General features: G+C 70.0%; 25 protein-coding genes. 12 read left to right on the forward strand and 13 right to left on the reverse strand.

Annotated elements, in window-relative coordinates:
- Positions 1–24 precede the first annotated feature (24 nt).
- The 6 genes from IEY81_RS03525 to IEY81_RS03550 form a co-directional block, all read right to left on the reverse strand.
- Positions 25–1,056 (reverse strand): branched-chain amino acid ABC transporter permease, encoded by a 1,032-nt coding sequence (locus tag IEY81_RS03525; protein WP_189117069.1) that lies wholly within the window; start codon positions 1,054–1,056, stop codon positions 25–27.
- Positions 1,053–1,919: a branched-chain amino acid ABC transporter permease gene (locus IEY81_RS03530; protein WP_189117070.1), complete on the reverse strand. Its 867-nt coding sequence runs from the start codon at positions 1,917–1,919 to the stop codon at positions 1,053–1,055. The genes IEY81_RS03525 and IEY81_RS03530 overlap by 4 nt, the downstream gene beginning before the upstream one ends.
- Entirely contained in the window at positions 1,919–2,647 is a 729-nt protein-coding gene (locus IEY81_RS03535) for an ABC transporter ATP-binding protein (protein WP_229787298.1), read from the reverse strand. Before IEY81_RS03535 ends, IEY81_RS03530 begins: the two co-directional genes overlap by 1 nt.
- The gene (locus IEY81_RS03540) at positions 2,644–3,429 is read right to left on the reverse strand and encodes an ABC transporter ATP-binding protein (protein WP_229787300.1); all 786 of its coding nucleotides are present in this window, start codon (positions 3,427–3,429) and stop codon (positions 2,644–2,646) included. The genes IEY81_RS03535 and IEY81_RS03540 overlap by 4 nt, the downstream gene beginning before the upstream one ends.
- On the reverse strand, positions 3,426–4,718 hold the full coding sequence (locus IEY81_RS03545) for an ABC transporter substrate-binding protein (protein WP_189117071.1): 1,293 nt from the start codon (positions 4,716–4,718) through the stop codon (positions 3,426–3,428). The genes IEY81_RS03540 and IEY81_RS03545 overlap by 4 nt, the downstream gene beginning before the upstream one ends.
- A gap of 189 nt (positions 4,719–4,907) precedes the next feature.
- The gene (locus IEY81_RS03550; protein ID WP_189117072.1) at positions 4,908–5,879 is read right to left on the reverse strand and encodes a helix-turn-helix domain-containing protein; all 972 of its coding nucleotides are present in this window, start codon (positions 5,877–5,879) and stop codon (positions 4,908–4,910) included.
- Positions 5,880–6,008: 129 nt separating this feature from the next.
- Between IEY81_RS03550 and IEY81_RS03555 the strand changes: the two genes are divergently transcribed.
- Positions 6,009–6,542 carry a Dps family protein gene (locus tag IEY81_RS03555; protein WP_189117073.1) on the forward strand — a complete coding sequence of 178 codons (534 nt, stop codon included), beginning with the start codon at positions 6,009–6,011 and terminating at the stop codon, positions 6,540–6,542.
- Between the two features lie 174 nt (positions 6,543–6,716).
- Here IEY81_RS03555 and IEY81_RS03560 read toward each other — a convergent pair whose 3' ends face one another.
- Genes IEY81_RS03560 through IEY81_RS03570 form a run of 3 tightly spaced genes read right to left on the reverse strand, consistent with a single transcriptional unit; the run spans position 6,717 to position 9,159 of the window.
- A complete protein-coding gene (locus tag IEY81_RS03560) occupies positions 6,717–7,952 on the reverse strand; it encodes an NAD(P)/FAD-dependent oxidoreductase (protein WP_189117074.1) in 1,236 nt (411 codons plus the stop codon).
- On the reverse strand, positions 7,949–8,293 hold the full coding sequence (locus IEY81_RS03565; RefSeq protein ID WP_189117075.1) for a non-heme iron oxygenase ferredoxin subunit: 345 nt from the start codon (positions 8,291–8,293) through the stop codon (positions 7,949–7,951). The genes IEY81_RS03560 and IEY81_RS03565 overlap by 4 nt, the downstream gene beginning before the upstream one ends.
- 59 nt (positions 8,294–8,352) lie before the next feature.
- Positions 8,353–9,159: an IclR family transcriptional regulator domain-containing protein gene (locus tag IEY81_RS03570; RefSeq protein ID WP_189117076.1), complete on the reverse strand. Its 807-nt coding sequence runs from the start codon at positions 9,157–9,159 to the stop codon at positions 8,353–8,355.
- A gap of 122 nt (positions 9,160–9,281) precedes the next feature.
- On the opposite strand from IEY81_RS03570, the gene IEY81_RS03575 reads away from it, so the two are divergent.
- From IEY81_RS03575 to IEY81_RS03610, 8 genes are read left to right on the forward strand one after another with little or no spacing between them, the layout of a single operon-like run.
- Positions 9,282–10,508, forward strand: coding sequence for an MFS transporter (locus IEY81_RS03575; RefSeq protein ID WP_189117077.1), 1,227 nt, complete (start codon positions 9,282–9,284; stop codon positions 10,506–10,508).
- Positions 10,495–11,778 carry an aromatic ring-hydroxylating dioxygenase subunit alpha gene (locus tag IEY81_RS03580; RefSeq protein ID WP_189117078.1) on the forward strand — a complete coding sequence of 428 codons (1,284 nt, stop codon included), beginning with the start codon at positions 10,495–10,497 and terminating at the stop codon, positions 11,776–11,778. Before IEY81_RS03575 ends, IEY81_RS03580 begins: the two co-directional genes overlap by 14 nt.
- A gap of 53 nt (positions 11,779–11,831) precedes the next feature.
- Positions 11,832–12,857: an ABC transporter substrate-binding protein gene (locus IEY81_RS03585; RefSeq protein WP_189117079.1), complete on the forward strand. Its 1,026-nt coding sequence runs from the start codon at positions 11,832–11,834 to the stop codon at positions 12,855–12,857.
- A gap of 5 nt (positions 12,858–12,862) precedes the next feature.
- Positions 12,863–13,693, forward strand: coding sequence for an ABC transporter permease (locus tag IEY81_RS03590; protein WP_189117080.1), 831 nt, complete (start codon positions 12,863–12,865; stop codon positions 13,691–13,693).
- Positions 13,694–13,725: 32 nt separating this feature from the next.
- On the forward strand, positions 13,726–14,598 hold the full coding sequence (locus IEY81_RS03595) for an ABC transporter ATP-binding protein (protein WP_189117253.1): 873 nt from the start codon (positions 13,726–13,728) through the stop codon (positions 14,596–14,598).
- The gene (locus IEY81_RS03600) at positions 14,595–15,710 is read left to right on the forward strand and encodes a zinc-dependent alcohol dehydrogenase (RefSeq protein ID WP_189117081.1); all 1,116 of its coding nucleotides are present in this window, start codon (positions 14,595–14,597) and stop codon (positions 15,708–15,710) included. Before IEY81_RS03595 ends, IEY81_RS03600 begins: the two co-directional genes overlap by 4 nt.
- On the forward strand, positions 15,707–16,219 hold the full coding sequence (locus IEY81_RS03605) for a hypothetical protein (RefSeq protein ID WP_189117082.1): 513 nt from the start codon (positions 15,707–15,709) through the stop codon (positions 16,217–16,219). Before IEY81_RS03600 ends, IEY81_RS03605 begins: the two co-directional genes overlap by 4 nt.
- Positions 16,216–17,172, forward strand: a complete 957-nt coding sequence (locus IEY81_RS03610) for a PDR/VanB family oxidoreductase (protein ID WP_189117083.1) — start codon at positions 16,216–16,218, stop codon at positions 17,170–17,172. The genes IEY81_RS03605 and IEY81_RS03610 overlap by 4 nt, the downstream gene beginning before the upstream one ends.
- 23 nt (positions 17,173–17,195) lie before the next feature.
- Here the strand turns inward: IEY81_RS03610 and IEY81_RS03615 are convergent, their stop codons facing one another.
- The 3 genes from IEY81_RS03615 to IEY81_RS03625 form a co-directional block, all read right to left on the reverse strand.
- On the reverse strand, positions 17,196–17,975 hold the full coding sequence (locus IEY81_RS03615; RefSeq protein WP_189117084.1) for an IclR family transcriptional regulator domain-containing protein: 780 nt from the start codon (positions 17,973–17,975) through the stop codon (positions 17,196–17,198).
- Between the two features lie 94 nt (positions 17,976–18,069).
- Positions 18,070–18,933 carry an alpha/beta hydrolase family protein gene (locus tag IEY81_RS03620; protein ID WP_189117085.1) on the reverse strand — a complete coding sequence of 288 codons (864 nt, stop codon included), beginning with the start codon at positions 18,931–18,933 and terminating at the stop codon, positions 18,070–18,072.
- 207 nt (positions 18,934–19,140) lie between these two features.
- Positions 19,141–20,310 carry a glycoside hydrolase family 19 protein gene (locus IEY81_RS03625; RefSeq protein ID WP_229787302.1) on the reverse strand — a complete coding sequence of 390 codons (1,170 nt, stop codon included), beginning with the start codon at positions 20,308–20,310 and terminating at the stop codon, positions 19,141–19,143.
- A gap of 165 nt (positions 20,311–20,475) precedes the next feature.
- Between IEY81_RS03625 and IEY81_RS03630 the strand changes: the two genes are divergently transcribed.
- From IEY81_RS03630 to IEY81_RS03640, 3 genes are all read left to right on the forward strand, one after another.
- Entirely contained in the window at positions 20,476–21,636 is a 1,161-nt protein-coding gene (locus IEY81_RS03630) for an ROK family transcriptional regulator (protein WP_189117086.1), read from the forward strand.
- Positions 21,637–21,710: 74 nt separating this feature from the next.
- A complete protein-coding gene (locus IEY81_RS03635) occupies positions 21,711–22,121 on the forward strand; it encodes a hypothetical protein (protein ID WP_189117087.1) in 411 nt (136 codons plus the stop codon).
- Positions 22,118–23,713, forward strand: coding sequence for a multicopper oxidase family protein (locus tag IEY81_RS03640; protein WP_189117088.1), 1,596 nt, complete (start codon positions 22,118–22,120; stop codon positions 23,711–23,713). The genes IEY81_RS03635 and IEY81_RS03640 overlap by 4 nt, the downstream gene beginning before the upstream one ends.
- 15 nt (positions 23,714–23,728) lie before the next feature.
- Here IEY81_RS03640 and IEY81_RS03645 read toward each other — a convergent pair whose 3' ends face one another.
- Positions 23,729–25,435: a cation:proton antiporter gene (locus IEY81_RS03645; protein ID WP_189117089.1), complete on the reverse strand. Its 1,707-nt coding sequence runs from the start codon at positions 25,433–25,435 to the stop codon at positions 23,729–23,731.
- Positions 25,436–25,440: the final 5 nt, after the last annotated feature.

Genomic DNA, 25,440 nt, shown 5'->3' on the forward strand with positions numbered 1-25,440 from the left:
TATGTGGAGAAGCCTGTGGATAACTCACTGACGCGGTGGATGGACGCGATGCCCGAGCGGGAAGATCTCGTAGCGTCCCCGGGCCGCCAGCCCCCACAGCCCGCGCGGCGCCAGCAGTACGACGGCGATCGCGATGGCGCCGAGCGCGATGAGATACCAGGTGCCGTACGCGTCCAGCAGCTGCTGCAGCGCGAAGAAGATCACCGCGCCCAGGATCGGTCCCTCGATCGTCCCCAGCCCGCCGATGACCACGATGAAGATCATGAAGGCGGTGTACTGCACCGAGAACATCGATCCCGGCGAGACTCGCAGGCCGTTGACGGCGATCAGCGCGCCCGCCAGCCCGGCGCCACCGGAGGCGGCGACGTAGACCAGCCGCTGCGAGCGCCGCACCGCGACGCCGAGGGACGCCGCGGCGACCGAGTCGTCGCGGATCGCGGTCAGGCCGAGGCCCACGCGCGAGCGCATCAGCAGGTACGTCGCGAGCACGACGGCCACGGCCAGCACGAGCGCCAGGTAGTAGACCGTGGCGATCCGGGTCACCCGGTCGACGCCCTGGAAGGCGGTCAGCGAGAGGCCGGAGCCGCCGCCGAAGCCCGGGAGCTCCTGGGTGACCAGCTTGAAGACCTCGGCGACCACCCAGGTGCCGATCGCGAAGTAGCCTCCGACCAGGCGGAACAGCAGGAACGAGGTCGGCAGCGCGAGCAGCGCGCAGACCACGCCCGCCGCCAGCACGGCCACCGGGATCGGCAGCCCGACGACGTCGGCGAGCTTGATCACGCCGTAGCCGCCGGCGCCGATGAACGCCTGCTGCCCGATCGAGACGAGGCCGCCGTAGCCGGCCATCAGGTTCCAGGTCGTGCCGAGGATGATCAGCGCGAAGAGCGTGACCAGGTTGGTCACGTCGCCCGGGCTGAAGACGAACCACGGCGCCGCGGCCAGGAACACCACGATCGCGGCCAGGACGCCGCCGCCGGCGAGCGAGGGCCAGCCGCCGCGTACGACCTTCAGGTCGGTGGCCGAGCTCATCGGGGTCAGGGTTGTGGGAGCGCTCATGCGACGACCGCCTTCGGGAGCAGGCCCTGGGGCCGGAGGAGGAGCACGACCAGGAAGACCAGGTGGCCGGCGAGCACGCCGTAGGCCGGGTCGATCTGGGCGCCGACGGTCTGCGCGACGCCGAGGACGAGCCCGCCGAGCAGGGTGCCCCACAGCGACCCGAGGCCGCCGATGATGACCGCCTCGAAGGCGAAGATGAGCACCAGGTCCCCGTACGTCGGGCTGAACTGCGTCGACATGCCGAGGAAGACGCCGGCCAGCGCGACGGTGCCGATCGCGATCGCGGTGGCCAGGGCGTACATGTGCCTCTCGTCGATGCCCATCAGCGTCGCCGCCTCGGGGTCGTCCTTGGTCGCCCGCATGGCGCGGCCGATGCGGGTGTGGGAGAGGTAGAGCTGGAGACCGACGATGACGGCGACCGCCACCACGAGCGTGATCAGCGAGAAGACGCCGAGCCGCAGGCCGCCGAGGTCGACCGCGGAGGTGGACAGGTCGCCGATCGAGATCTTGCGGGAGTCGGCGGTGAAGATCTCCTGGAGCAGGTTGGCGCCGATGACGGCCAGCCCGAACGAGACCAGCAGCGGCGACAGCTCGCCGTGGCGCAGCGCAGGGTTGAAGAGGCCGCGCTGGATCGCGTAGCCGACCGCGGCGAGCACCGGGACCACGACGACGATCGTGAGGAACGACGGCATCCCGGTCTGCTGCACCAGCCAGAGCGCGAGGTAGGCGGCGGCGACCGCGAGGACGCCGTGGGCGAGGTTGACAATCCGCATCACCCCGAAGATCAGGCTCAGGCCACAGGCGAGGAGCGCGTACTGCCCGCCGAGCAGGAATCCCTGCAGGACCGCGTTGATCCAGTCCATCACTCGTCCTCCTGTCCCTCGGTGGCGTCGACCCCGAAGTACGCCGCCTGGACCTGCTTGCGGGTGACGTCGGCCGCCGCGCCCTCGAGGACGGTGCGACCCTCGAGGAGGCACTGCACCCGGTCGGCGACGGTGAGCGCCTGGGTGAGGTCCTGCTCGACGACGAGCACGGTGGTCCCCTTCGCGGTGATGGTCGGCAGGGCCTTGTAGATGTCGGCGATCACGACCGGCGCGAGCCCGAGCGAGACCTCGTCGAGCAGGAGCAGCCGCGGGTTGGACATCAGCGCCCGGCCGATGGCGGTGGCCTGCTGCTCGCCGCCGGACAGGTGCGCGCCGCGGCGCGACCGCTTCTCGGCGAGCAGCGGGAACGCGTCGTAGACGGTGGCGAGGTTCCACGGGCCCTGGCGGCGGCCGTGGGCGCCGACCTTGAGGTTCTCCTCGACGGTGAGCGAGCCGAAGATCCGGCGGCCCTCCGGCGTGAGCGCGATGCCCTGCCGGACCCGCTGGTGGGCGGGGGTGCGGGAGACATCGTGGCCGTCGAACCGGATCTGTCCTGCGACCGGCCGGAGCAGCCCGGCGACCGTCTTGAGCAGCGTGGACTTGCCGGCGCCGTTGGCGCCGATCACGGCGAGGGTCTCGCCCTCGGCGACGGTGAGGCTGATGCCGTGCAGCGCGCGGAAGTCGGCGTAGGCGACGTCGATCGCGTCGACCTCGAGCAGGGCGTTCACAGGGCCTCGCCCTCCGGGTCGGCGGAGCCGAGATAGACGGCGGCGACCGCGTCGGAGGCCATCACCTCGCGCGGGTCGCCGGTGGCGACGACGTCGCCCTGGGCGAGGCACATCAGCCGGTCGACGACCTGCAGCAGCGCGTGCACGATGTGCTCGATCCAGACGACGCCGGTGCCGCTGTCGCGGATGGCGGAGATGGTCTCGATCAGCGCGGGCAGCTCGTGCTCGGTCAGGCCGCCCGCGATCTCGTCGAGCAGCAGCAGCCGCGGCTGGGTGGCCAGCGCGCGGGCCAGCTCGAGCCGCTTGCGGTCGAGCAGACGGAGCGAACCCGCGGCGGTGTTGGCGAGGTGGGTCAGGCCGGCGGTCTCCAGGGCCTGCCAGGCCTTCTCGCTGGCCTCGCGGCGGCGCATGCCCGCACCGAAGGTGGAGCCGACCAGCACGTTCTCGAAGACGGTGAGCCCCTCGAAGGGGCGGGGGACCTGGAACGTACGTCCGATCCCGAGGGCGGTGCGGCGCGCCGCCGGCGTGTGCGTGACGTCGGCGCCGTCGAAGCGGATGGCGCCCGCGTCGACCGGGAGGGTGCCGGTCACCAGGTTGAGCAGCGTGGACTTGCCGGCGCCGTTGGGGCCGACGATGCCGAGCGCCTCGCCCGGGGCGACGTGGAACGAGACCGAGCGGGCCGTGACGACCTGGCCGAACGCCTTGGCCAGGCCCTCGGCCTCCAGCAGCGCGCCGGCCGGCGCGCCACTGGAGGCTTCGAGCGAGAGTGGAGCAGAGGTCACTTGAGCGCCTCGGGCTCGCCGCCGAGCGGTACGTCGGGAGCCAGCGAGTTCTGCACGACGACCAGCTCGAACGGGTGGTCCCCACCCTCGGTCTGGCGCCACTGGCCACCGGCGATCGGGGTCTTGGCGACGTACGGCGGGACGTTCTCGTCCTTGCCCCAGGCGACGTCACCGACGACCGTGGAGACCTCGAGCCCGGACAGGGCCTTGGTGATCGCGTCGGCGTCGGTCGAGCCGGCCTCGGTCACCGCGGCGGTCGCGACCTCGAAGAGGGCGTGCGCGAAGCCCAGCGGCTGGGTCCACTGCTTGCCGGTCTTCTCCTCGTACGCGTCGGCCAGCTCCTGCGCGGACTCGCCGGTCAGCGACGACTCGTAGGGAGCGGTCGGGGTCCACCACACCTCGGTGGAGAGGTTGTGGGCGATCGGGCCGAGGGCCTCGACGCTGCTCGGGAAGAGGAGCGCCTTGCCGATCGTCGCGACCTTCGGCTTGTAGCCCTGCTGCTTGGCCTGCTGCCAGAACGTGGTGAAGTCCGGCGGGATCGGGACGCCGACCAGGACGTCGGAGCCCTTGTAGGCACCGATCTGGGCGGAGAAGTCCTTGGTGCCGTTGGGGTAGTTGCCCGGGTTGTCGATCTTCACGCCGGACGCCTCGGTCAGGGCCGGGAAGTTGGCGCCCCAGGCCTCGCCGTCGGGGTCCTTCGGGAAGAGGCCACCGGCCTTCTTGTTGTTGGGGACCTTGCTCCAGATGTCGGCGTAGACCGCCGAGACGTCCTCGAGGCCCCAGAAGAAGTGGTAGCTGTACTTCAGCTCGGCCGGCTTGTCGCCGCTGCGGATCGCGAACGGCTGCCACGGGGCGACCGTGGTGATGCAGGGGATCGAGTTGGCCTCGCACTGCTCCGAGACCGGGTTGACGATGTCGGGCGTGGAGGAGGCGACGATGATGTCGGCGCCGTCCTTGTTGATCAGGTCGCCGGCCACCGTCCCGGCCTTCGTCGTGTCGCTCTGCGCGTCGCGCACCACGATCTCGACGTCGAGCTCCTTGTCACCGGCCTTGACCGGGTTGTCCTTGAAGTAGGTCTCCAGCTGGTCGACGACGAAGCTGTTCGCCTCGCCGAACGGCGCCGAGGCACCGGTCTCGGTCGAGACGAACCCGATGGTGAGCGTGTCTTCGCCGCCCCCACCCTCGTCGTCGATCCCGCCCGAGCCGCAGGCCGTCAAGGTCAGCGCCATCGCTGCGACACCGGCGGCGGCCATGCTGAGGCCGCGTCCGGTGGTGAGTCCGTTGCGCACGTACTTCTCCTTAGAGAGAGTGGGGGTGATGAGTGTCGTCCGCCGACGCCCCTACAGGTGGGAAGCAGGGGGCTGGTTGGCGGAAAATCGCATGGAAGACCTATCGGACTTTGGTGGACTTGTCATCCTTTGGCGCCGAGGAGTGGGCCGAGGTCCCAAAGAGGTCCCGGTCGTGGTTCGGGTCGGCGCTCAGCCGCGGGCGGCGCGGCGTACGTCTCCGGCGGTGACGCCGAAGCGCTTGCGGAAGGCCTGGGAGAAGTACGAGGCCGAGGTGAAGCCACATCTGACGGCGACGTCGACGGTGCGGCTGTCGGGCTCGGCACCGGCGGCCAGCATCGTGTAGGCGAGCTCGAGGCGGCGACCGAGGATGTGGCGCGGCACGCTGGTGCCGGCATCGGCGAAGAGCCGGGACAGGTGGCGCTCGGAGATGCCGGCGCCTGCGGCGACGGCTGCCGCGGAGAGCCCGGGGTCGGCGAGATGGTCCTCGATGAAGGCCTTCGCCGCGGCGCGGTGGGCGGTGGCCAGCGAGACCCTGCCCGCGGTGGCGATGACCGAGATCAGGTCGAGCACGGCGTCCTCGTCGGCCGGTACGGGCTGGTGGGGACGCAGCGCCCGGCCGACCATCTGCACGAGTGCGCGCCCGTGCGGGTCCTGGTCGCGGCCGGCGTCGAGGACGATCGGGGTGGGCATCGAGGTCATCCCGGTGCGGGCCTCGAACGCCTCGACCGGCACCTTGACCGCGAGCTCCTCGAGGCCGTGGCCGAAGCCGCGCAGGAAGGGCGCGTCGACGTCGCAGACGATCAGCTGACCCGGGCGGATGAGCGTACGGCGGCCGGCGTACTCCAGGATCGCCTCTCCCCGGAGGCTGGCGTAGACGGCGATCGACCTGGCGGGGATCTCCTTGACCAGGCTCGCCGGGCGCTCGACCACGTGGCGGGTCGCCCGGACCCGTGCCAGATGGACCTGCTCGAGCTGGAGGTTGACCTCCTGCGCATCGAACCCGCGGTCGTCGATCGGCCGGCAGGAGAGGGCGACCAGGGCGCTGGCGTTGTGGCGCTCCCACGCCTCGACCTGCGCGTCGGCGCTCAGCCCACCGGTCTCGAAGACCTCGGGGCGCGGAACCCGGGCGAGAGGGGCTGAGTCGACTCCGGCGGACGGCACAGAAAGACTCTACGGCGCGCTGCTGGGGACTTAGGGAAGACTAACCTTTCTGGAATCATTCAAGAAAAGGTGCCACAGTTGGTTCTCACCACGAGACCGACACATCAACCTCAGGGGGACCCTCCGACAATGACCACCACGAACACCGACACGAGCAGCGCCACCCACACCTCGCACCCCGCGTTCGTCCCGAGCCCGGCGTTCGCGACCCAGATGCAGCGCCTGCTCGTCGACCTCTCCGAGCTCAGCCTGCAGGGAAAGCAGCTGCACTGGAACGTCGTGGGCAAGAACTTCCGCGACATGCACCTCGTCCTCGACGAGGTCGTCGACGCGGCTCGTGAGTACACCGACGAGGTCGCCGAGCGCATGCGCGCGCTCTACATCGTCCCCGACGGCCGCACCGGCACCGTCGCCGAGGACACCACCCTGGCGCCGCTCCCGTCGACCGAGGTCGACACCGCGACCTGCGCCGACCTCGCCGCCGCCGCGCTCTACGCGGTGTCCAAGACCGCGCGCGACATCCACGACGACATCGACGCCGAGGACCCGACCACCGCCGACCTGCTCCACGCGATCATCACCCGCATCGAGCAGCTCGCCTGGTTCATCGACTCCGAGAACCGCGTCGCCAACCAGTCGAAGCCTGCGCAGCTGACTGTCTGAGTTCGCTCCCCCGCGTACGGCGCCCCGCGATGGTTCGCGGGGCGCTGTCTGTTTTGCTGCTCGGGGTTGGGGCGGCGAGGGTGGTCGGTGTGGCGGGCTGGGCAAATTCCCGCCATGGCGGGGTTGTGCGCTCGAGATCCGCCCGTACGGCGCAGGTCGACGGGTATTTCCCCGCTACCCCAGCCCGCGCAACATCTTCCGAAGACTCACCCCGGGATCCCCCAGGTCAGAGCCACATACGGCAACCCCTCGGTCGATCATCCGCCGAGCCGCGCGGACGGCGTTGGGGTCGTCGACGGCGACGGCGCCGATGACGCGCTCGCCGCGGAGGGTGAAGACGGAGAAGGGCGGTTCGCCGACGACACCGCGTACGACCACCTCGTGCTCGGCATCGGCTATGCGCATCTCACCGACACCTTCGACGTGGAGGCCGTAGCGGTCCGACCACCACCACGGCGCGGTCACCGCGGCACGCTCGAGCCCCAGGATGGTCGCGGCCGCGCGGGCGCCGTCGTGCTGGGCGGCCTCCCAGTGCTCGGCACGGTGGTGGCCACGGGGGCGGGCGCAGTCCCCGACCGCGAGCACGGTCGGGTGGCTGGTGACCTGGTCGGCGTCGACCAGCACCCCACGGGAGGTCTCCAGGCCGGCGGCCTCGGCGAGCGACGTCTCCGGAGCGAGCCCGACGGCGACGAGCACGGTGTCGAACACCCGCGAGTCCGGCTCACCCCGGAGCTGCACCGCGACGCCGGCAGACGTCTCCAGCACCGTCTCGACCGTGGTCGACAGCGTCTCCACACCGTGCGAGCCGTGCAGGCCGTGCAGCCAGCTCGCCACCTCGATCCCGACCGCCGCGGCGAGGGGTGGGTCGAGCGGGTCCACGAGCGTGACCTCGGCGCCCAGGCCCCGGGCGGTCGAGGCGACCTCGGCCCCGATCAGCCCGCCGCCGACGATCAGCAGCCGGGCCCCGGCCACCAGCCTCGTACGCAGCGAGTCGGCGTCCGCGACGTCCCGCAGCACGTGGATCGGCGACCCGATCGGCGGACGAACCGCGCGGCCACCGGTCGCGAGGACGATCCGGTCCGCACTCAGCACGCGGCCGTCGGCGAGCTCGACCTCGCCCGCGTCCGGCTGCAGCGCGGCCGCGACGGCTCCGCCGACCAGCGTGACCTGCTGCTCGGCGTACCACTCGGCCGGCTGCAGCGCGAGAGAGTCGAGGTCGCGGCTGCCGGCGAGATACTCCTTCGACAGTGGCGGGCGGTCGTAGGGGAGCGGGTCGGCCGAGAGGAGCGTCAGCTCACCGGCGTACCCGTTCTTCCGCAGCTCCGCGACCGTCGAGACCCCGGCGATCCCACCACCGACGACGACGACAGAAGCGACCGAGCCGACAGGAGAGACCGAGGAGCCCGTCACGGCCTCTCGCCGGGGAACAGGTAGACCTCGCCGTCCCGCACCTCGACCCGGTGGGGCACGGTGTCCCGCGTGGCCGGGAGCCCGTCGACCTTGCCGGTCTTCAGATTGAACCGCGAGGAGTGCAGCGGGCACTCGACGTCACCGTCCTCGACCCACCCCTCGGCCAGCGAGGCCGTCTCGTGGGTGCAGGTGTCGTTGAGCGCCCAGCAGGTGCCGTCGTCGTCGCGCAGGATCGCGATGTCGTCGTCGGTGCCGGTGATGTCGGAGGAGATGGCGACGCCCTCACCCTCCGGGATGTCGTCGAGGGAGGCGACCCGGATGCCTTCGCTGTTTCCAGTCATGCCTCCATCTTCCACGGTGGTCCCACCGAGCGGTCGGCATCCCACCGGCGACGCGCTTCTCAGACCTGGTGGGTCCGATGGAGGTCGTCTCCGATGTGCGTCGCAGCCCGTGTCAGGTGGGGCACGGTGTCGAGCAGATCGAACACCGGCGCCTGGCCTCCGGTGGGCGTCGAGACGTTGAGCCCGGCGACCACCCGCCCGGTGCGGTCTCGGATCGGCGCGGCGACGGCGCTGAGGCCTGCTTCGAGCACCTCGGAGACATGGCACCAGCCGCGGGCGCGGATCTCGCTCACCTCCTCGACCAGATCGTCCGCAGACAGGCCGGTGCGTCGCGACTGCTCCCGAAAGGCATCGGAGGCGATGAACTCGGCCAGCTCGTCGTCGGAGAGCCCGGCGAGGGTGACCCGGCCGATGGCGGGAAGAGAGGCCGGGATCCTGCTGCCCACGTGGAGCGAGACGGCCACCAGGCGCGGCGCCCCGACCCTGAGGAGATAGACGATCTCGTCGTTGTCGAGCCGAGCGAGCGACACCGTGCGCCCGACCTGGCGCGAGAGCTCCTCGCAATGGGGCAGCGCCACCTCTTCGAGCGAGAGTCGCGACTGGCTCGCGTAACCGAGGTCGAGCAGCCGGGACGTGAGGCGGTAGTGGTGGCCGTCGTACGACGCAAGTCCCGCCGTCATGAGGGTCCGGAGCAGCCGCCGGGTAGCCGAGCGGCTGAAACCGGTGCGTTCGGCGGCCTCGTCCAGCGAGAGGCGCGGGTGGGCACCGTCGAAAGCACGGATCACGTCCAGCCCTCGCAGCAGCGACTGCACCACGTCGCGGTCAGGGATGACCCGATCGTCCCCCAGCATCACCTGTTCCGCCATGCGCACACCTTAACGCTCAGCGGCAAAAATTGCGCCCTTCCCCTTGACCGGCCGCACGCCTCGATGCCACCGTGTGTCTGCGATCACAATGCACAGTTGTGCGCATACCGGAACGAGGTCTTGTGAAGCCCAGCACCATCGACGTGGACAGCACCCGCGCGGGGGTCACTCCAGCGTTGTGGCTGTCGTTGTTCGTGTGCATGGGCGTCGGGCCGATGTTCCTTTACACGCTCACGGCCGTCTCGCCGCTCTTGATCGCCGACCTCGACCTCAGCGCGGCCCAGTACGGCTCGATCTCGACCGTCACCTTCGGAGCCGCTGCCGTCTCGGCCGTTCTCCTGGGCGGCCCGTCGAACCGCTTCCGTGCACGCACGGTGATGATCGCCGTCTCCATCGGCTCGATGACCGGCCTCGCCGTGATGGCCGTCGCCGACTCGTTCACCGCCGTGCTGGTCGCCGGAGTGCTGAGCGGGGTCGCACAGGCCCTCTCCAACCCGGCGACCAACCGACTGGTCGCCGGGATGCCCGTACGCGTGCGCGGAGCCCTCGTCGGCTGGAAGCAGTCCGGCGTCCAGGCCGCCCAGCTGGTCTCGGGTCTCGCCGCTCCGCTCGTGGCCGCTGCTGCCGGGTGGCGCTGGACCGCGGCCATCGGTCTCACCGTGGGTGTGGTCGGCGTGGTCGCCGCGATCGCCACGCATCCGGCGACAGGTGCAGGTCACGCGTCGACGACCGCGACGACGGCGTCGACCGGATCGATGACGGTCGGCGCCCTGACCGCCTACACCTTCTGCATCGGGTTCGGGCTGCAGGCGACCAACGCCCACCTCCCCCTCTTCGCCCACGTACGCCTCGGTCTGGATCTGCACACCGCCGGCCTGATCGCCGGCGTGGTCGGCCTCATCGGCCTGTTGAGCCGCATCTGGTGGGGCCGCCGGACCGGCGACGGCTCGCGGCACGCATCGACGCTGGTCGCGCTCGCCCTGATGGCGGCCGTCGGCGTCACGGTCGTGCTCACCTCGGCCGCTGTGGGGAGCTGGTTGGTCTGGATCGGCGCCGCCGTCTTCGGCGCTGCCGCGCTCGCCTCCAACTCCGTGACGATGGTGGCTCTGATCAGCTCGGTGCCCACCGCATCGCTCGGCTCGGCGACGGCACTGCTGGCCACCGGGATGTATCTCGGGTTCGGCTCCGGCCCCCTCGTGTTCGGCCTCGTCCTCGACCTCGGCGCCGGTTTCGGCACCGCATGGCTGATCCCGATCGCCGCCTTCGCAGCCGCCGCCCTGATCGGCGTCGCATCGACTGCTTCCCGACGTCCAACCAACCCTGAAAGGCAAACGCATGCTCACCCGTGAACAGAACGACCTGCTGACCCAGACCGGTCCTGGCACCCCCATGGGCAACCTGTTCCGTCGCTACTGGATCCCGGCGCTGCTCGCCGAGGAGATCGAGGGCAACGACTGTGACCCCGTCCGGGTGCAGCTGCTCGGCGAGAGGCTGATCGCCTTCCGCGACACCGAGGGACACATCGGTCTGATCGACGAGTTCTGCAGCCACCGCACCGCCTCGCTCTACTTCGGTCGCAACGAAGAAGGCGGCCTGCGCTGTGCCTACCACGGGTGGAAGTACGACACCGAGGGAAACTGCGTCGACATGCCGTCCGAGCCGGAGGGCAGCAAGTTCTGCTCGAAGATCAAGCAGCGGGCGTACAAGGCTGTCGAGGCCGGCGGCCTCATCTGGGCCTACATGGGCGATCCGGACCGAGAGCCGCCGCTGCCGAACCTGGAGTGGATGGGGCTCGACCCGGAGAAGCGCTTCATCTCGAAGCGTCGCCAGTTCTCAAACTACCTGCAGGCGATGGAGGGCGGCATCGACTCCAGCCACGTCTCGTTCGCCCACCGCTTCAACCTCGACGACGACCCGCTGCACTCCGGCACCGAGGGCAACAAGTACCTCAAGTCCGACACCAGGCCGAAGTTCGAGGTGGCCGAGTCCGATGGCGGTCTCCTGATCGGCGCCCGCCGCAACGCGGACGAGAAGAACTACTACTGGCGCATCACCCAGTGGATGATGCCGTGGTACACGATCATCCCGCCGTTCGGTGACCACAACCCGATGGGCGGGCACGCCTGGGTGCCCATCGACGACGAGACCTGCTGGGCCTGGAGCTGGAACTACCACCCCACCAAGGACTTCGGCGAGCGTGAGATCGAGGCGTTCGACGCGGGCGACGGCATCCACGTGAAGTACAAGCCCGGCACGTACGACCCGCTGGCCTCCGCCGAGAACGACTACCTCATGGACCGCGCCGCCCAGCGCCGCAAGGAGACCTTCTCCGGCATCGCGGGCATCGCCGCCCAGGACTTCTCCCTGCAGGAGTCGATGGGGATCGTCGCCGACCGCACCAAGGAGCGCCTCGGCACCTCCGACGCGGCCATCATCCTCGCCCGTCGACGGCTGCTCGCAGCGCTCGACGACGTCGACTCCGAAGAGCTGCCGGGTCTGGACCCGGCGCACACCAGCGTTCGCTCGACCTCGATCCTGCTGCCTCGCGACGTGCCGTTCCAGGAGGGCGCGAAGGACGTGCTGGCGGTCAAGCCCGGCGAGAACTTCTACTCGATCTGATCGGCGGGCCCATGCATACACACTTCAGACGGTCGCGGGCGGCGGTCGCTGCCATGACCCTGGCCATCGGAGCGGTCACCATGGCCGGATGCGGCACACGCGCAGACGGCGCGAGCTCCTGCGTCGACGTCGAGGTCGAGGCCGGCATCACCAACAGTCTCTCGGACGCCTTGCTCTTCATCGCCCAGGATGCGGGCTACTTCGCAAAGGAGGGTCTCGAGGTGAAGCTTCGCCCGTTCAAGTCCGCCGGCGAGATGGTCCCCTATCTCGCGGCCGGTCACCTCGCGGTCGGCGCCGGTGCGCCCTCCGCAGGCTTCTACAACGGCATCGCCCGAAACATCGACATCAAGATCGTCGCCGACAAGGGCCAGCTCGTCACCAACCACGACTACATGCCGCTGCTCGTCCGCAAGGATCTGGTCGACTCCGGGAAGGTCACCACCATCGGCGACCTCAAGGGGTTGAAGGTCGCCGAGCCCGCTCCCGGCACCGCGACCTCGTCGACCCTGTCCGAGCTGCTGAAGTCCGACGGGCTGACCTACCACGACGTCAGGCACAGCTTCCTCGGCTTCCCCGACCACGTCGCCGCCCTGCAGAACGGCTCGATCGATGCCGCGCTCACCACCGAGCCGGCCGCGACAAAAGCGCTGCAGAGCGGAGCTGCGGTCAAGCTCGCAGACTCCACGACGGTCTACAACAACCAGCAGCTCGCCGTCCTCCTCTACAGCGGTGACTTCCCCAAGAAGCAGCCGAAGGCCGCAGAGTGCTTCATGAACGCGTACGCCAGGGCCGCGGCGGACTACAGCACCGCGGTCGAGGGTGGCAAGTGGACCGGAGAAGGCGCCGACGACATCGCCCAGATCATCGCCACCAACATCAAGTCCGACCCCAAGGCGGTCAAGCAGACGGTGCCGAGCTACGTGCACCCCGGCGCAGCCCTCAACGTGGAGAGCCTGAAGAAGGACTACGCGTTCTTCGTCGATCAAGGCCTCTACACCAGCCGGTCGGACATCGATTTCGAGTCGCTGGTCGACACCAGCTTCGTCGACAAGGCGGCGAAGGCCGCGACCAAGGAATGAGTGCCATGACCAACGTTGCAGAAGCGGCCCGCACCCCGAGAGCAGCCGCCCGCCAAGTGGAGCAGCGCCGCACCCTGAGCAGGAGCACGCTGCGTACGATCTCGATCCTCAGCCCGCTCGTCGTGCTCGTGGCCTGGGAGGCCTTCTCCCGTGCCGGGGTCCTCGACGAACGGTTCTTCCCCGCCCCGACCCTGATCTTCCAGGCTCTGTGGGTCGAGGCCAGCAGCGGCGAGCTCTGGACCCAGACCCAGCACAGCCTCACCCGGCTGATCGTCGGCTTCGTGATCGGCGCGGTCCCCGCGGTCGTCATCGGCGTCGCGATGGGCCTCAACAGGGTCGTGAACGCGGCCGTACGCCCCATCATCTCGGCGCTCTACCCGGTCCCGAAGAGCGCGGTGCTCCCGCTGTTCCTGCTCTTCTTCGGTCTCGGCGAGGACACGATCTGGTACTTCGTGGCGATGGGCGTGTTCTTCCCGGTGGTCATCAACACCTACACGGGCGTCGCCAATGTCTCCGCGATCTTCTACGACGTCGCCGAGAACTTCGGCGCCAAGCGGCTCACCGTCTTTCGGACCGTCGCCCTCCCCGGCGCGATGCCGAACGTCATCACCGGTCTCGAGCTCGGCGCCGGCATGGGTCTGATCATGCTCGCGATCGCCGAGATGATGGGCGGTCAGGGCAACGGCTGGGGATTCATGGTCTGGAACTCCTTCCAGCTCTTCACGATCGAGTCGATGTACGCCTACCTGCTGGTCTTCGCGCTCGTCGGCCTTCTGCTCGCCCTCATCGTCGGGTTCGTGGGCCGCAAGCTCACCCCGTGGATCAGCCGCCACTGACGGCGGCCTACAAGAGGAACGGACCACACATCATGTCCAACACCACTGCACCGGCTTCCGCCGCGACGACCACCGCGACGACCGACCCGAAGATCCGCATCCGCGGCCTGAGCAAGCACTTCTCCGTCCCCGGCGGCCACGTCGTGACAGCACTGGACTCCTTCGACCTAGACGTGCCCCAGGGCCAGTTCCTGACCATCGTCGGGCCGTCCGGGTGCGGCAAGACCACCTTCCTGCGGATGCTCGCCGGGCTCGAGTCGCCCTCCGAGGGCAGCATCGAGGTGGTCGGAGGCACCGACGGGCGGCCGGAGAACGCGATGGTCTTCCAAGGCGACTCGATCTTCCCGTGGATGAGCGTCTGGGACAACGCGGCGTACGGCCTGACCGTGCGCGGTGTGCCGAAGGCACAGGTCAAGGAGACCGTCGGCCACTACCTCGAGGCGACCGGCCTGACGAAGTTCGCCGACGCGTTCCCCCACCAGCTCTCGGGTGGCATGCGTCAGCGGGTCTCCATCGCACGCGCCTTTGCGAACGACCCGGAGATCCTGCTCATGGACGAGCCGTTCTCGGCCCTCGACGAGCAGAACAAGACGCTCCTGCAGGCCGAGCTGCTCCGCATCTGGGACGAGACCCGCAAGACGGTCGTCTTCATCACCCACTCCGTCGACGAAGCGGTCACGCTGAGCGACCGCATCATGGTGATGAGCGCCCAGCCCGGCCGGGCGAAGGCCTTCATCGACGTGCCGTTCGAGCGTCCGCGCGACGTCCTCCAGCTGCGTCACCAGCCCGAGTACGGGGAGATCGTCTACGACATCTGGAGCCAGCTCAAGGAAGAGGTCGAGAAGGCCAAGCAGCAGGCGGACGCCCGCGTGGCTCCCAAGCGGCACGGGCTGTTCCGCCGATGAGCGACCTGCTCGTCCGCGCCGCCGTCAGCGACGGAGCCGGCGACACCGAGGTCCGGGAGCTCACCCTCCCGGCCTCGGTGAGCAGGCTCCGCGTGGAGTCATCCGCCGTGTGCGGCACCGATGTGATGCTGCACCAGCGGGGGCTGAGAGCCCCCGCCGTCCTGGGTCACCACACGATCGGCCGCATCGACCATCTCGCCCCCGAGGACGCCGACGCCCTCGACCTCGAGGTCGGCACCCGCGTCGCCGTCGAGGAGTACGTCGGTTGCGGGTCCTGCGCCGAGTGCGCGGCCGGGCGCTACCGGCTGTGCGCACACGTCGACCTGTGGACCGGCGGTGAGCGGGTCGGGATGATCCCCGTGTCACGCGCCTCCGGGCTCCACGGCGGCAACGCCGAGTTCATGGAACTCGGCCCCCGCCATGTGCTCCACCCGCTGCCCGAGCACCTCACCGTGGACGAGGCTGCCTGGACACTGCCGCTCGCCAACGCCGTCGACTGGACCCTCGACGCCGGAGGCGTCGGCGCGGGGTCGAGGGTCGCCGTGATCGGCCCGGGCTACCACGGCCTCTCCTGCGTGGCCGCTGCGCTCGCCGGTGGCGCCGAGACCGTGATCGCGCTCGGACGGCGCTCCAGCGCCGGACGGCTCGACCTCGCTCGTCGGCTCGGGGCGACCGCCGAGCTCAACGACGAGACCGTCGTCGACCTCGTTCGCGAGAAGTACGGCCCGCTCGACGCGGTCATCGACACGATCGGGGCTCCGCAGACGATGGCGACCGCCGTCCAGATGCTCGGGCGGTTCGGGGTGCTGGTGATCGCCGGTCTCAGCGGCGGCGAGGCCGCCCTCGACCCGACCTCGATCGTGCGCAACCTGCTCACCGTGAGGGGCGTACGCGGCCGCTCCCCGCAGGCCGTCACCCGCGCGATCGAGCTGCTCGCCGCGGGGACGACCGGCCTGGAGAGGATCCCGACCCACAACGTCCCCCTGGAGCAGGTCGGGCAGAGCCTGCGCGACATGGACCAGGGCAGGGCTCCGCTCACCCCACATGTCGTGATCGACCCATGGATGCGGGCCGACCCGACCGCCTCCGAGACTACGAAGGAGACCCGATGAACCCCCTGCGCAGGTCCTATGAGGCCCGAGTGCTCGTCGTACCGCTCGGCCCCGGCAGCGCCCAGCTCGTCGAGGAGCTGCTGACGCTCGGCGTCGAGGGTGTCCAGGTCCTGACCGGGCCGGACCCGGTCGAGGCGCTCACCGAGCCCCTCGGCGAGGACGCCTGGATGCCGCCGGCGCCGGCGAGCACCACCACCATCACCGAGTCGGCCGACATGGTCGTCCTGGTCGGCACCGACCTCACCCAGGTGCCCGAGCCGGTCGTCCGTGAGGTGTGCACCGCGGCCCGTGAGGGCGGCGACCTCATCGCCGCCGTCCTGGTCGCCCCCGAGCACTGGGAGGAGCCCGCCGGCGCCTCCGCGATGGTCACGCTCCGCCAAGAGGTCGACATGCTGGTCTCCGTACGCGGCCCCGAGCTGCTCGCCGCGCTGCTCGACGTCCTTCGCGGGGGCGCGCGCACCGAGGACCACCCCGAAGTCGCGGCGCAGCCGGCGGAGGTGTCGGCATGACCGGCGAGGAGCAGGACTTCTTCGAGGTCACCGTGCGGCAGGCCCGGCTGGAGGCCGACGGTGTCATCTCGCTCGAACTGGTGCCGGACAGCGGCCTGCTGCCGGCCTACGAGCCCGGATCCCATCTCGACATCGAGCTACCCTCCGGCACCGTCCGGCAGTACAGCCTCTGCAGCCCGCCGTCCGACCTGAGCTTCTACCGGATCGCGGTCCTTCGCGAGCCCGAGGGGCGCGGCGGCTCGATGGAGGTCCACGAGACGGCGCTGGTCGGCAGCCGGGTGCGGATCCGCGGGCCCCGCAACCACTTCCCCCTGGAGCCGTCGCCGCGCTACCTCTTCATCGCCGGCGGCATCGGCATCACTCCTATGCTCGCGATGGTCATCCGCGCCGAGCGCGAGAGGTCGCCGTACGAGCTGGTCTACGTAGGCCGCCACCTCGAGACGATGGCTTTTCGCGAGAAGCTCGCGACCGGTCCCCACGTGAAGGTGCTGGTCAGCTCGGAGACCGGACGCCCCGACCTCGCCGCTCTCGTCGACGGGGTCACCGACGACACCCTCGTCTACGCGTGCGGCCCCGTCTCGATGCTCAAGGAGCTCGAGGAGGTCTGCGAGAAGGCGGGCCGCGCCGACCAGCTGCGGGTGGAGAAGTTCGCCTCCGACGGCGAGGCGCTCGCCGAGGCGTCGACCGGCGACTCCTTCGAGGTCGAGCTCGCCAGGTCCGGCAAGGTCCTCACCGTGGGCCCCGAGCAGGGTCTTCTCGAGACGATCCAGGACCACTGCGACATCATGACCTCCTGCGAGGACGGCTTCTGCGGCACCTGCGAGACCCGGGTGCTGGCTGGTGACCCGGAGCATCACGACACGATCCTCAACGAGAAGGAGCGGGCCGCCGGCAAGACGATGATGGTCTGTGTCGGGCGTTCGAAGAGCCCTCGCCTGGTGCTCGACCTCTGACCGGTTCACTGACCGGTCGATGGCTACGAGGAGGCGGAGGCCAGCTCCGCCTCGATGGCGCGGGTGGTGACGAGCAGCTCCGGGAGGATCTCCTCGCGCATCTGCTCCACTGAAGTGCGGTTGACGTGGGTGGCGACGTTGACCGCGGCGAGGGCGCGGCCGTCCGGCCCGTGGACGGGCGCCGCGATCGAACGCAGCGTCGGGTCGATCTCCTGGTCGGTGATGGCGAAGCCGTCCTCGCCCGCCTGGGCGATCCGACGGGCCAGCTCGTCGGGGTCGACCGCCGTGCGTCCGGTGAGCGGCTCGGCATGCAGATGCTCGAGGTAGTCGTGCAGCGCTTCCGCATCGAGGTCGGCGAGCAGCACCCGTCCGCTGGACATGGCATACGCCGGCATTCGTGTGCCCACCGCGATGTTGACCGTCATCATCCGGTCGGCCTTGACGCGGTCGACGTAGACGACGGTGTCGTCGTCGAGCACGGTGAGCGAGCAGGTGTCGCGCACCCGCTCGGCGAGGGCGGTCAGGTGCGGATGGAGCCGGGGGAGCCCGAGCCCCTCCAGATAGGCGTCACCGAGCTCCATCACCTTGGGCCGCAGCTGGAAGGTGCGGCCGTCGGTGCGGACGTACCCCACTCGTTCCAGGGTGAGCAACAGCCGTCGTGCGGTGGCGCGGGAGGTGTCGGCGAGGGACGCCACCTCGGCCAGCGACAGGGGATGCTCAGCGTCGCTGAGGATGCCGATCACGTCCAGGCCGCGCAGCAGTGAGGCGACGATCTCCTCACCCTTCGGACTGGTCGTCGGCATGGTCCGACCCTATCGGAACTGGCACAGCCACCGATGCGCTCACAGTGAGCATCGGTGGCTGTGCCGAGGGGTGCGGATGTGGTTCGTCGACGGATCAGTCCGGGCAGGTGTTGCGGTAGTCGGACAGGTTGATCGAGGACGGCGCCGGGCAGAGGAACTGCGAGTAGCGGGTGTCCTCGTCGAGGTACCTCTTCATCCAGGTGACGAAGAGCCGGCCCTGCCAGTCGTCATCGGTGTTGGCGATGAGGTGGTCGGCGTTGTTGATCTCGCCGTACGCCTTCTCCGATGCCCCGGTGGCCGAGGTGTAGAACGGGATCGAGTGGGTGGCGACCGGGGCGATCGTGTCCAGCTCGGCGCCGATGATCATGGTGGGGATCCGGATGCCCGGCCAGGTCTTGTCGGTGTGCCACGGCTGCAGCGCGACCGCGGCCTTGATCGAGGAGTCCTGGTTGGCGGCCTCGAGCGTGCCACCACCACCCATGGAGTGGCCCGAAACCGCGATCCGGTTCTCGTCCAACCGCGAGGCGACCGCCGATGAGGCGTCCTCCTTCAGGTAGTCGACCGCCGCCAGGATCTGCTGACCGCGGCTGCCGGGCTGGTCGAGACGGGTGTTGGTATCGATCGCGAAGACGACGAAGCCGTGCGACGCGACCCGCCTGGCGACCGAGGCGTACATCGAGGACGAGGCCGTGTACCCGGGGGCGAGCACGATCCCGCCGTACGTCCCCTCGGAGGTGGAGGTGGGGTAGTAGATCGTTCCGCCGCCGAAGCCCAGGACCAGCGAGGAGACCGAGGTCGAGGCGAGGGAGAACGTGCCGTTGTCGAGGAGACTGGAAGCCGTCGGGTCCGGTCCACGCTCGTAGGGGCTCTCCGCTTCGGCCGGCGCGACCAGTCCGAAGATGGGGAGGGTGATGGCCGCAGCGACCGCGGCGATTCTGAGGGAGAGTGATCTGAGCACCGAGCCTGCTCCTTCGTCCGTCCGGCCCCGGACTGTCCGGGGTTCCGGTTGCTACTCGAAGGTAGGGGGGCGGATCGCCGCCCGGCACCGGCACGGATGCAGAACCTTTTTGTGCGGTTTACACAAAACGACACCCGACGGTGTACGCAGCGGGGCTGCGCACACCGTCGGGACTGTGCACTCGGTGACCGACCTCGTCGAGGCGGGTCAGCAGGACAGGTTGCCGCCCGGGTCGACCCCGAGCAGCGAGGTGATCTCGGTGTAGTTGTCGATGCGACTCTGGACCTGGCCCGGGTTGGCGCCGTCGCACTCGAGGGTGCCGTTGATGGCCCGGATGGTCTCACCGAAACCGTGGCCGTCGACCATCGCGGTGTGCGGGGTCATCGTGCCCGGACCGCTCTGGGTGTTCCAGTACCAGAGCCCGGTCATCCAGGCGACCGCCGGATCGGTGGCGACCAGGTTCGGGTTGTTGAGCAGATCGATGCCGAGCGCGTCTCCAGCCGCCTTGTAGTTGAAGTTCCAGCTCAGCTGGACCGGGCCGCGGCCGTAGTACTGGTCGTTGCCCGCCGGGCAGCCGTAGGACTGGTTCGGGTCGCAGTAGTGGGGGTAGTTGGCCTCGTTCTGCTCGACGACGTAGAGCAGGTCACCGGTCTCGTGGGCGACGTTCGCGATGAACGCGGCGGCCTCCCGCTTCTGGGTGGCCTCGTCGCCGGCGTTGGTGAACTCCGGGTAGGCGCTGAGCGCCTCGACCAGACCGGCGTAGGTGTAGAAGGGGTTGCGGTTGGGGAAGAGCTGGTCGAACTGCTGCTCGCTGACCGGGAACTCGTCGGCGACCGGCTCCGGCGACTCGGGATCGGTGGCGGAGCCGCCGATGTTCACATCGATGCAGGCGTAGAAGGCGTTGGCGGTGTCGGCGACGTTCCACACGGCGAGGACCGTCTGGCGGCCGGTGTAGGAGCCGAAGTCGACCTGGTGCTCGACGGTGGCGGGCGGCTGGGCACCGCCGTCGTCGAACTCGGCGATCTTGTCGTCGCCGATGAAGTACTGCCACGTGCTGGTGCTGTGCCGGGCGCTCAGCGACCAGGTGAAGGTCTGGGTGGAGCCGACAGGGGTGGCCCGCCAGCCCTTGGAGTCGTCGTCGAGCTCAGCGAAGCGGGAGTTGCCGCCGGAGCAGCTGGTCAGACCCTTCGGGCCCTCGACACTCTGCGGTTCGTACTTGATGTCGCCGCAGTCGACGGTGCCGGCAGCACACTGGGCCTGCCTGCTCGGGGGGTTCGAGATGTAGCCGTGCGCACTTGCGGGGCTCGTCGGCAGCATGGCCAGGACGGGCGCCAGCAAGATCCCGCCGAGAACGGCGATCTTCGTTGTAGTACGCATTCCAAGCTCCTAGAGGGGGTTGAGATGGATGGCGATGGAAGCCCCACTGTAAGGTTCCTTTACAGTTACCGTCTAGACCCAAAATGGACAGCGTCCGGCACGAGACCTGCAATTGTTAAGTTGGTTTTCCGTACGCCACCCTCCCCCTCGAAAGGAGCGCCGCCGATGTCGAAAGCACCCAAGACACACCTGATCCGCGACACCAACGACCGTGCGGCGCTCGACCTGATGCTCGCCAACGGCCCGGTGACGAAGACCCGGCTCGGTGAGCTGGTCGGCCTCTCGAAGGTGACCGCGGGACAGTTGCTGACCCGCCTGGGCGAGCGCGGTCTGGTCGAGGTGGTCGGGTCGCAGCAGGGCGGTCGCGGGCCCAACGCGGCGCTCTACGGCGTGGTCCCGTCGGCCGGTTACGTCGCAGCCCTCCACATCGGCCCCGACCGCATCACCGCCTCGGTCGCCGACATCACCGGCAACGAGCTGGCCACCGGCGCCCTGGACCCCCGCGAGTCCTCCGACCCGGTCGAGGCGGTGCGGGCCACCGTCGCCGGCGCCACCCGGAGCGCCGGCATCACCATGTCGCAGCTGCGCTGCCTCTCGATCGGTACGCCGGGGATGATCGACCCACGCACCGGCGACATCCGCTTCGCCAACGACCTCCCCGACTGGCGCGCGGGCGTCCTGGAGGAGCTCCGCCGCAGCTTCCAGCGTCCGATAATGATCGAGAACGACGTCAACCTGGCCGGGCTGGCCGAGCAGTCCGCCGGCGCGTCCCACGGCGTCAAGGACTCCGTGCTCGCCTGGATCGACCGCGGCCTCGGCCTCGCGGTGATCGTCGACGGCCGGCTCCACCGCGGCGCCGGCGGTGGCGCCGGCGAGATCGGCTACCTGGCGATTCCCGGCGCCTCCACCCCGCACGGCTCCGACAGCCCGCAGCACGCCGCCTTCCAGTCCCTGGTCAGCGTCGAGGCGATGGACACCCTGGCCCGCGCGTTCGGGCTGCGCGGCAGCGGCGTCGACTGCGTGAAGACGGCGGTCGAGGGCGACCCCGACGCCGAGCCCTTCCTCGACGAGCTGGCCCGGCGCCTCGCGCTCGGCCTCGCCGGCATCTGTGTGGTGCTCGACCCCGAGCTGTGCGTGCTCGCGGGCGAGATCGGGCAGGCCGGCGGCGCGGTGCTGGCCAACCGCGTCCAGAAGGCGATCGCGTCGCTCGGCCCCAACGTGCCCACCGTCGTGGCCAGCAGGATCTCCGGCGACCCGGTGCTCCGCGGCGCCCTGCAGATGGGCCTCGACACCGCCCGCGACGAGGTCTTCTCCAGCCAGGGCTGACCCCGACGAGCCTCCGGCAGCGATCAGGGGAACGCCCGATGCCATAGGTACCGCGGCTACATATCGTCGCCGGTATGACCACACAGACGGGCGTACGCCGACCCCGCATCAGCCTCTTCTGCTTCCGCGCAGTCGCAGCGCTGACGGCGCTCTTCGCGATCGGGCAACCGATCTTCATCGGCTCCTACTTCGCCGGCACGTTCGAGGCGCTGGGGCTCCACTCCGCCGGCGCGGTCTTCCTGCAGGGACTGAGCCTGCTGATCCTGGCCGCCAGCGTGGCCGTCGTCGTGATGCGGGGCCGCTGGTGGTTCCTCACCGGGTCGGTCGCGCTCTTCCTCCTCATCCACACCCAGGCGACCCTCGGCTACGTCCGCGCCCTCCAGTGGCACGTTCCGATCGGTGTCGTCACGGTCGCCGTGGCGGTCGGCCTGGCCATAGCCTCGTTCCGGCGCGGCGCCGGCAGCCCGCGGGAGGGCCGGCGATGAGGCTCCGACGACGCACCTTCCTCGGCGCCGGCCTGGCCGTCCCCGTCGCCGGCTCGCTGGCCGCCTGCGGCGAGACCCCACAGCAGACCGGGAGGCTCCTGCGCAGCGCGGCACGGCTGCCGAAGGCGTACGCGACCCCGCTGCCGCTGCCTCCGGTCAGACGTCCCCGGGGCGAGCTGATCGAGATCGCCCAGCGCTCCGCGACGGTCGAGATCCTGCCCGGGCTGAAGACCGAGATGATGACGTACGACGGGGTCTTCCCCGGTCCCACGCTGGAGACCCGCCGTGGCGAGGCCGTGACCGTACGCCACACCAGCACGCTCACGCTCCCGACCGCCACGCACCTCCACGGTGGGCACACACCGGCGAAGAGCGACGGCTGGCCGACGGACCTGCTGGTGCCGCCCGGGTTCGAGACGAAGCACACCGAGCACGGCAGCAGCCACGGCAGCAGCCACGGCAGCAGTCACGGCCGCGGTCACGGCAGCGGTCACCAGGGCATGGCCGACCCGGAGGCGAAAGTGACCAAGGGGTCCCGCGACTACCGCTATCCGCTCGAGCAGCCGGCGACGACGCTCTGGTACCACGACCACCGGATGGACTTCACCGCCCCGCAGGTCTGGCGCGGCCTGGCCGGCTTCCACATCGTCCGCGACGACGAGGAGGACGCGCTCTCGCTGCCGCGGGGTGAGCGGGAGCTGCCGCTGATGATCACCGACCGGTCCTTCGACGAGGACGGTGCGCTGCGCTACCCCGCGATCGACCCGGAGCTCCTCGGCGAGCCGGGGGTCGAGGACCGCTACATGGCGGGCGTGCTGGGGGATGTCGTCCTGGTCAACGGCGCCCCGTGGCCGGAGGCGGAGGTCGACGGGGCGCAGTATCGGCTGCGGCTGCTCAACGCCTCCAACGCGCGCCGCTACGCGCTCAGGCTGCACACCGACGACGGGAAGCCGGTCGGCTTCACCCAGATCGGCTCCGACGGCGGGCTCCTCTCCACCCCGGCCGAGCACGCCGAGGTCACGATGGCCCCGGGCGAGCGCTTCGACGTCGTCGTCGACTTCCGCGAGCTGGCGCCGGGCACCACCGTCGAGATGCGCAACGGCCTCGGCCGCGGCCGGACCGCTCAGGTGATGCGGTTCCGCATCGCCCGCCGCGCGAGCGACGACGTCCGGATCCCGCAGCGGCTCGCCGACGTACCACCTCCGGAGACGCCCGGCGGCGCGGTCGTGCGCCGGTGGCACTTCCGCCGCGAGGGCGTGCACGGCCGCAGGGGGTGGGGCATCAACGGCAAGCCGTTCGACCCGGCCGTCCCGCAGGCGCAGGTGCCGCTGGAGTCGACCGAGATCTGGGAGTTCTTCACCGATGCGCACCATCCGGTCCACGTCCACCTCTCGCCGTTCCAGGTCCTGCGGCGCGGCAACCACGGCCCCGGCCCGATGGACCTCGGCTGGAAGGACACCGTCGACGTACGCCCCTACGAGGCCGTCCGGGTGAGGGTGAAGTTCGAGAGGTACGCCGGCCGGTTCCTGATCCACTGCCACAACCTCGAGCACGAGGACATGGCGATGATGGCCGGGTTCGAGACGATCTGAGATCCAGCTCCGAGATCAGCTCATCTCGAGCCGCTTCTCCATGTCGTCGAGCACGGCCTCGACCTTCCGGTATGTGTGCGAGCTGTAGGCGCCGATGCTTCGCTCGGCGGCGAGCGCCTCACGCATCGCCTCCAGGTAGCGCATCTGCAGGAGCATCGTCTGCTCGACCACGTCGGGCCGGACGGTGGGCACTTCGCGGATGCCCGCGAGCACCCGCGGGAGGATGCGGTCCTTGAGCTTCTTCACCAGCTGGGGATCGATCGGCTCGCCGTCGATGGTCTGCGCCTCGAGAGGGCCGAGATGGTCGACGGCCGACTCGCCGACGTGGCGGAGCAGCGCCCGGAAGGCGTCGCGTCGATCCTCCGGCGACTCGCCGGAGAAGTTCATCCGGCGGATCACGGCCGGGAGGGTGAGCCCGAACAGCACGAGGGTGATCAGCGCGACCAGGAAGGCGGCGAGCACCACGGTGGCGCGGTGCTCGGTGCCGGCCGGGATGGTCTGGGCGGCGGCGACCGTGACGACGCCGCGCATCCCGGCCCAGCCGATGGTCATGAACCCGCGCGTCGTGATCGGCTCGCGTTCCTCGAACTCGATGTCGGCGCGGCCACGCGCGAGCCGGCGCCGGGCGGCGGCGATCCGGGCGTCCTCCTCTTCCTCGTCGGTGGTCAGCGAGTCGAGCTTCTGCTCGAACTGGTCCAACCGGGCGCGCTCCAGCTCCCGGGTTTCCTCCCGGTCGCGGAGCGCCGGGCCGGCGAGGCCGACGAACCGGAGCACGACCAGGAGCCCGAAGACGACGAGCACGAGCCCGGTGATCTCGCCGAGGGTCGTGTCGCCCTGGGCGGCGTCGACGAGCTCGGGGAGCTGATAGCCCATCGCCAGGAAGACGCCGCTCTCCAGGATGAAGTTGATGGTGGTCCAGGTCGTCGACTGCGTCTGCCGGTCGCGGGCGCTGAACCGTCGGCTGCCGAGCCCGCCGGTCACAAGCCCGGCGACGACGACCGCGAGCACGCCGGACGCGTCCAGCTCCTCGGCCGGGAAGTAGGCGATGAACGGCACCGCGAAGGAGATCGTGGTGTTGAGCACCGGGTCGTCCAGCCGCTGCCGGAGCAGCACGGTCAGCCACCCGATCACGCCCCCGATCACGACCGCACCGAGCACCGCCCACCCGAACTCGACCGCCGTACGTCCCAACGAGAACGAGCTCGCCGCAGCGATCCCGGCCACCGCCGAGCGGAGCACGACCAGGGCGGAGGCGTCGTTGACCAGGCTCTCGCCCTCCAGCACCGCCATCACCCGCGGTGGCAACCCCACACGGCGGCCGACCGCCGTCGCCGCGACCGCGTCGGTCGGGCTGACGACGGCGCCGAGCGCGACCGCGAGCGGGAAGGAGATCTCCGGGAAGAGCCAGTTGACGACCGCCCCGATCACGAGCGCCGAGACGATCACCATCACGACCGAGAGCCAGCTGATCAGCCGGAGGTTCCGTCTGAAGTCGATCAGCGGCAGGTTGACGGCCGAGGAGTAGAGCAGCGGCGGCAGCACCCCGGCCAGGATCCACTCGGGGTCGAGCTCGATCCCGGGCGCACCGGGCAGATAGCTCGCCGCGATCCCGAGGCCCACGAGCAGCAGCGGTGCCGCCACACCCGTACGCCGGGCGAACACCGACGCCGCGATCATGGTCACCAGGGCGGCGCCGCCGATCAGGAAGATCTGATGTTCCACCCTCG

The organism is Nocardioides luteus, from assembly GCF_014648595.1.
Lineage (GTDB): Bacteria > Actinomycetota > Actinomycetes > Propionibacteriales > Nocardioidaceae > Nocardioides > Nocardioides luteus.

Coding starts and splice junctions, on each gene's coding strand:
- IEY81_RS03640 (WP_189117088.1), top strand. CDS start 22,118: ATGAGGCTCCGACGACGCACCTTCCTCGGCGCCGGCCTGGCCGTCCCC.
- IEY81_RS03605 (WP_189117082.1), top strand. CDS start 15,707: ATGAACCCCCTGCGCAGGTCCTATGAGGCCCGAGTGCTCGTCGTACCG.
- IEY81_RS03615 (WP_189117084.1), bottom strand. CDS start 17,975: ATGCCGACGACCAGTCCGAAGGGTGAGGAGATCGTCGCCTCACTGCTG.
- IEY81_RS03565 (WP_189117075.1), bottom strand. CDS start 8,293: ATGACTGGAAACAGCGAAGGCATCCGGGTCGCCTCCCTCGACGACATC.
- IEY81_RS03625 (WP_229787302.1), bottom strand. CDS start 20,310: ATGCGTACTACAACGAAGATCGCCGTTCTCGGCGGGATCTTGCTGGCG.
- IEY81_RS03590 (WP_189117080.1), top strand. CDS start 12,863: ATGACCAACGTTGCAGAAGCGGCCCGCACCCCGAGAGCAGCCGCCCGC.
- IEY81_RS03600 (WP_189117081.1), top strand. CDS start 14,595: ATGAGCGACCTGCTCGTCCGCGCCGCCGTCAGCGACGGAGCCGGCGAC.
- IEY81_RS03585 (WP_189117079.1), top strand. CDS start 11,832: ATGACCCTGGCCATCGGAGCGGTCACCATGGCCGGATGCGGCACACGC.
- IEY81_RS03595 (WP_189117253.1), top strand. CDS start 13,726: ATGTCCAACACCACTGCACCGGCTTCCGCCGCGACGACCACCGCGACG.
- IEY81_RS03580 (WP_189117078.1), top strand. CDS start 10,495: ATGCTCACCCGTGAACAGAACGACCTGCTGACCCAGACCGGTCCTGGC.
- IEY81_RS03570 (WP_189117076.1), bottom strand. CDS start 9,159: ATGGCGGAACAGGTGATGCTGGGGGACGATCGGGTCATCCCTGACCGC.
- IEY81_RS03610 (WP_189117083.1), top strand. CDS start 16,216: ATGACCGGCGAGGAGCAGGACTTCTTCGAGGTCACCGTGCGGCAGGCC.
- IEY81_RS03635 (WP_189117087.1), top strand. CDS start 21,711: ATGACCACACAGACGGGCGTACGCCGACCCCGCATCAGCCTCTTCTGC.
- IEY81_RS03530 (WP_189117070.1), bottom strand. CDS start 1,919: ATGGACTGGATCAACGCGGTCCTGCAGGGATTCCTGCTCGGCGGGCAG.
- IEY81_RS03525 (WP_189117069.1), bottom strand. CDS start 1,056: ATGAGCGCTCCCACAACCCTGACCCCGATGAGCTCGGCCACCGACCTG.
- IEY81_RS03630 (WP_189117086.1), top strand. CDS start 20,476: ATGTCGAAAGCACCCAAGACACACCTGATCCGCGACACCAACGACCGT.
- IEY81_RS03555 (WP_189117073.1), top strand. CDS start 6,009: ATGACCACCACGAACACCGACACGAGCAGCGCCACCCACACCTCGCAC.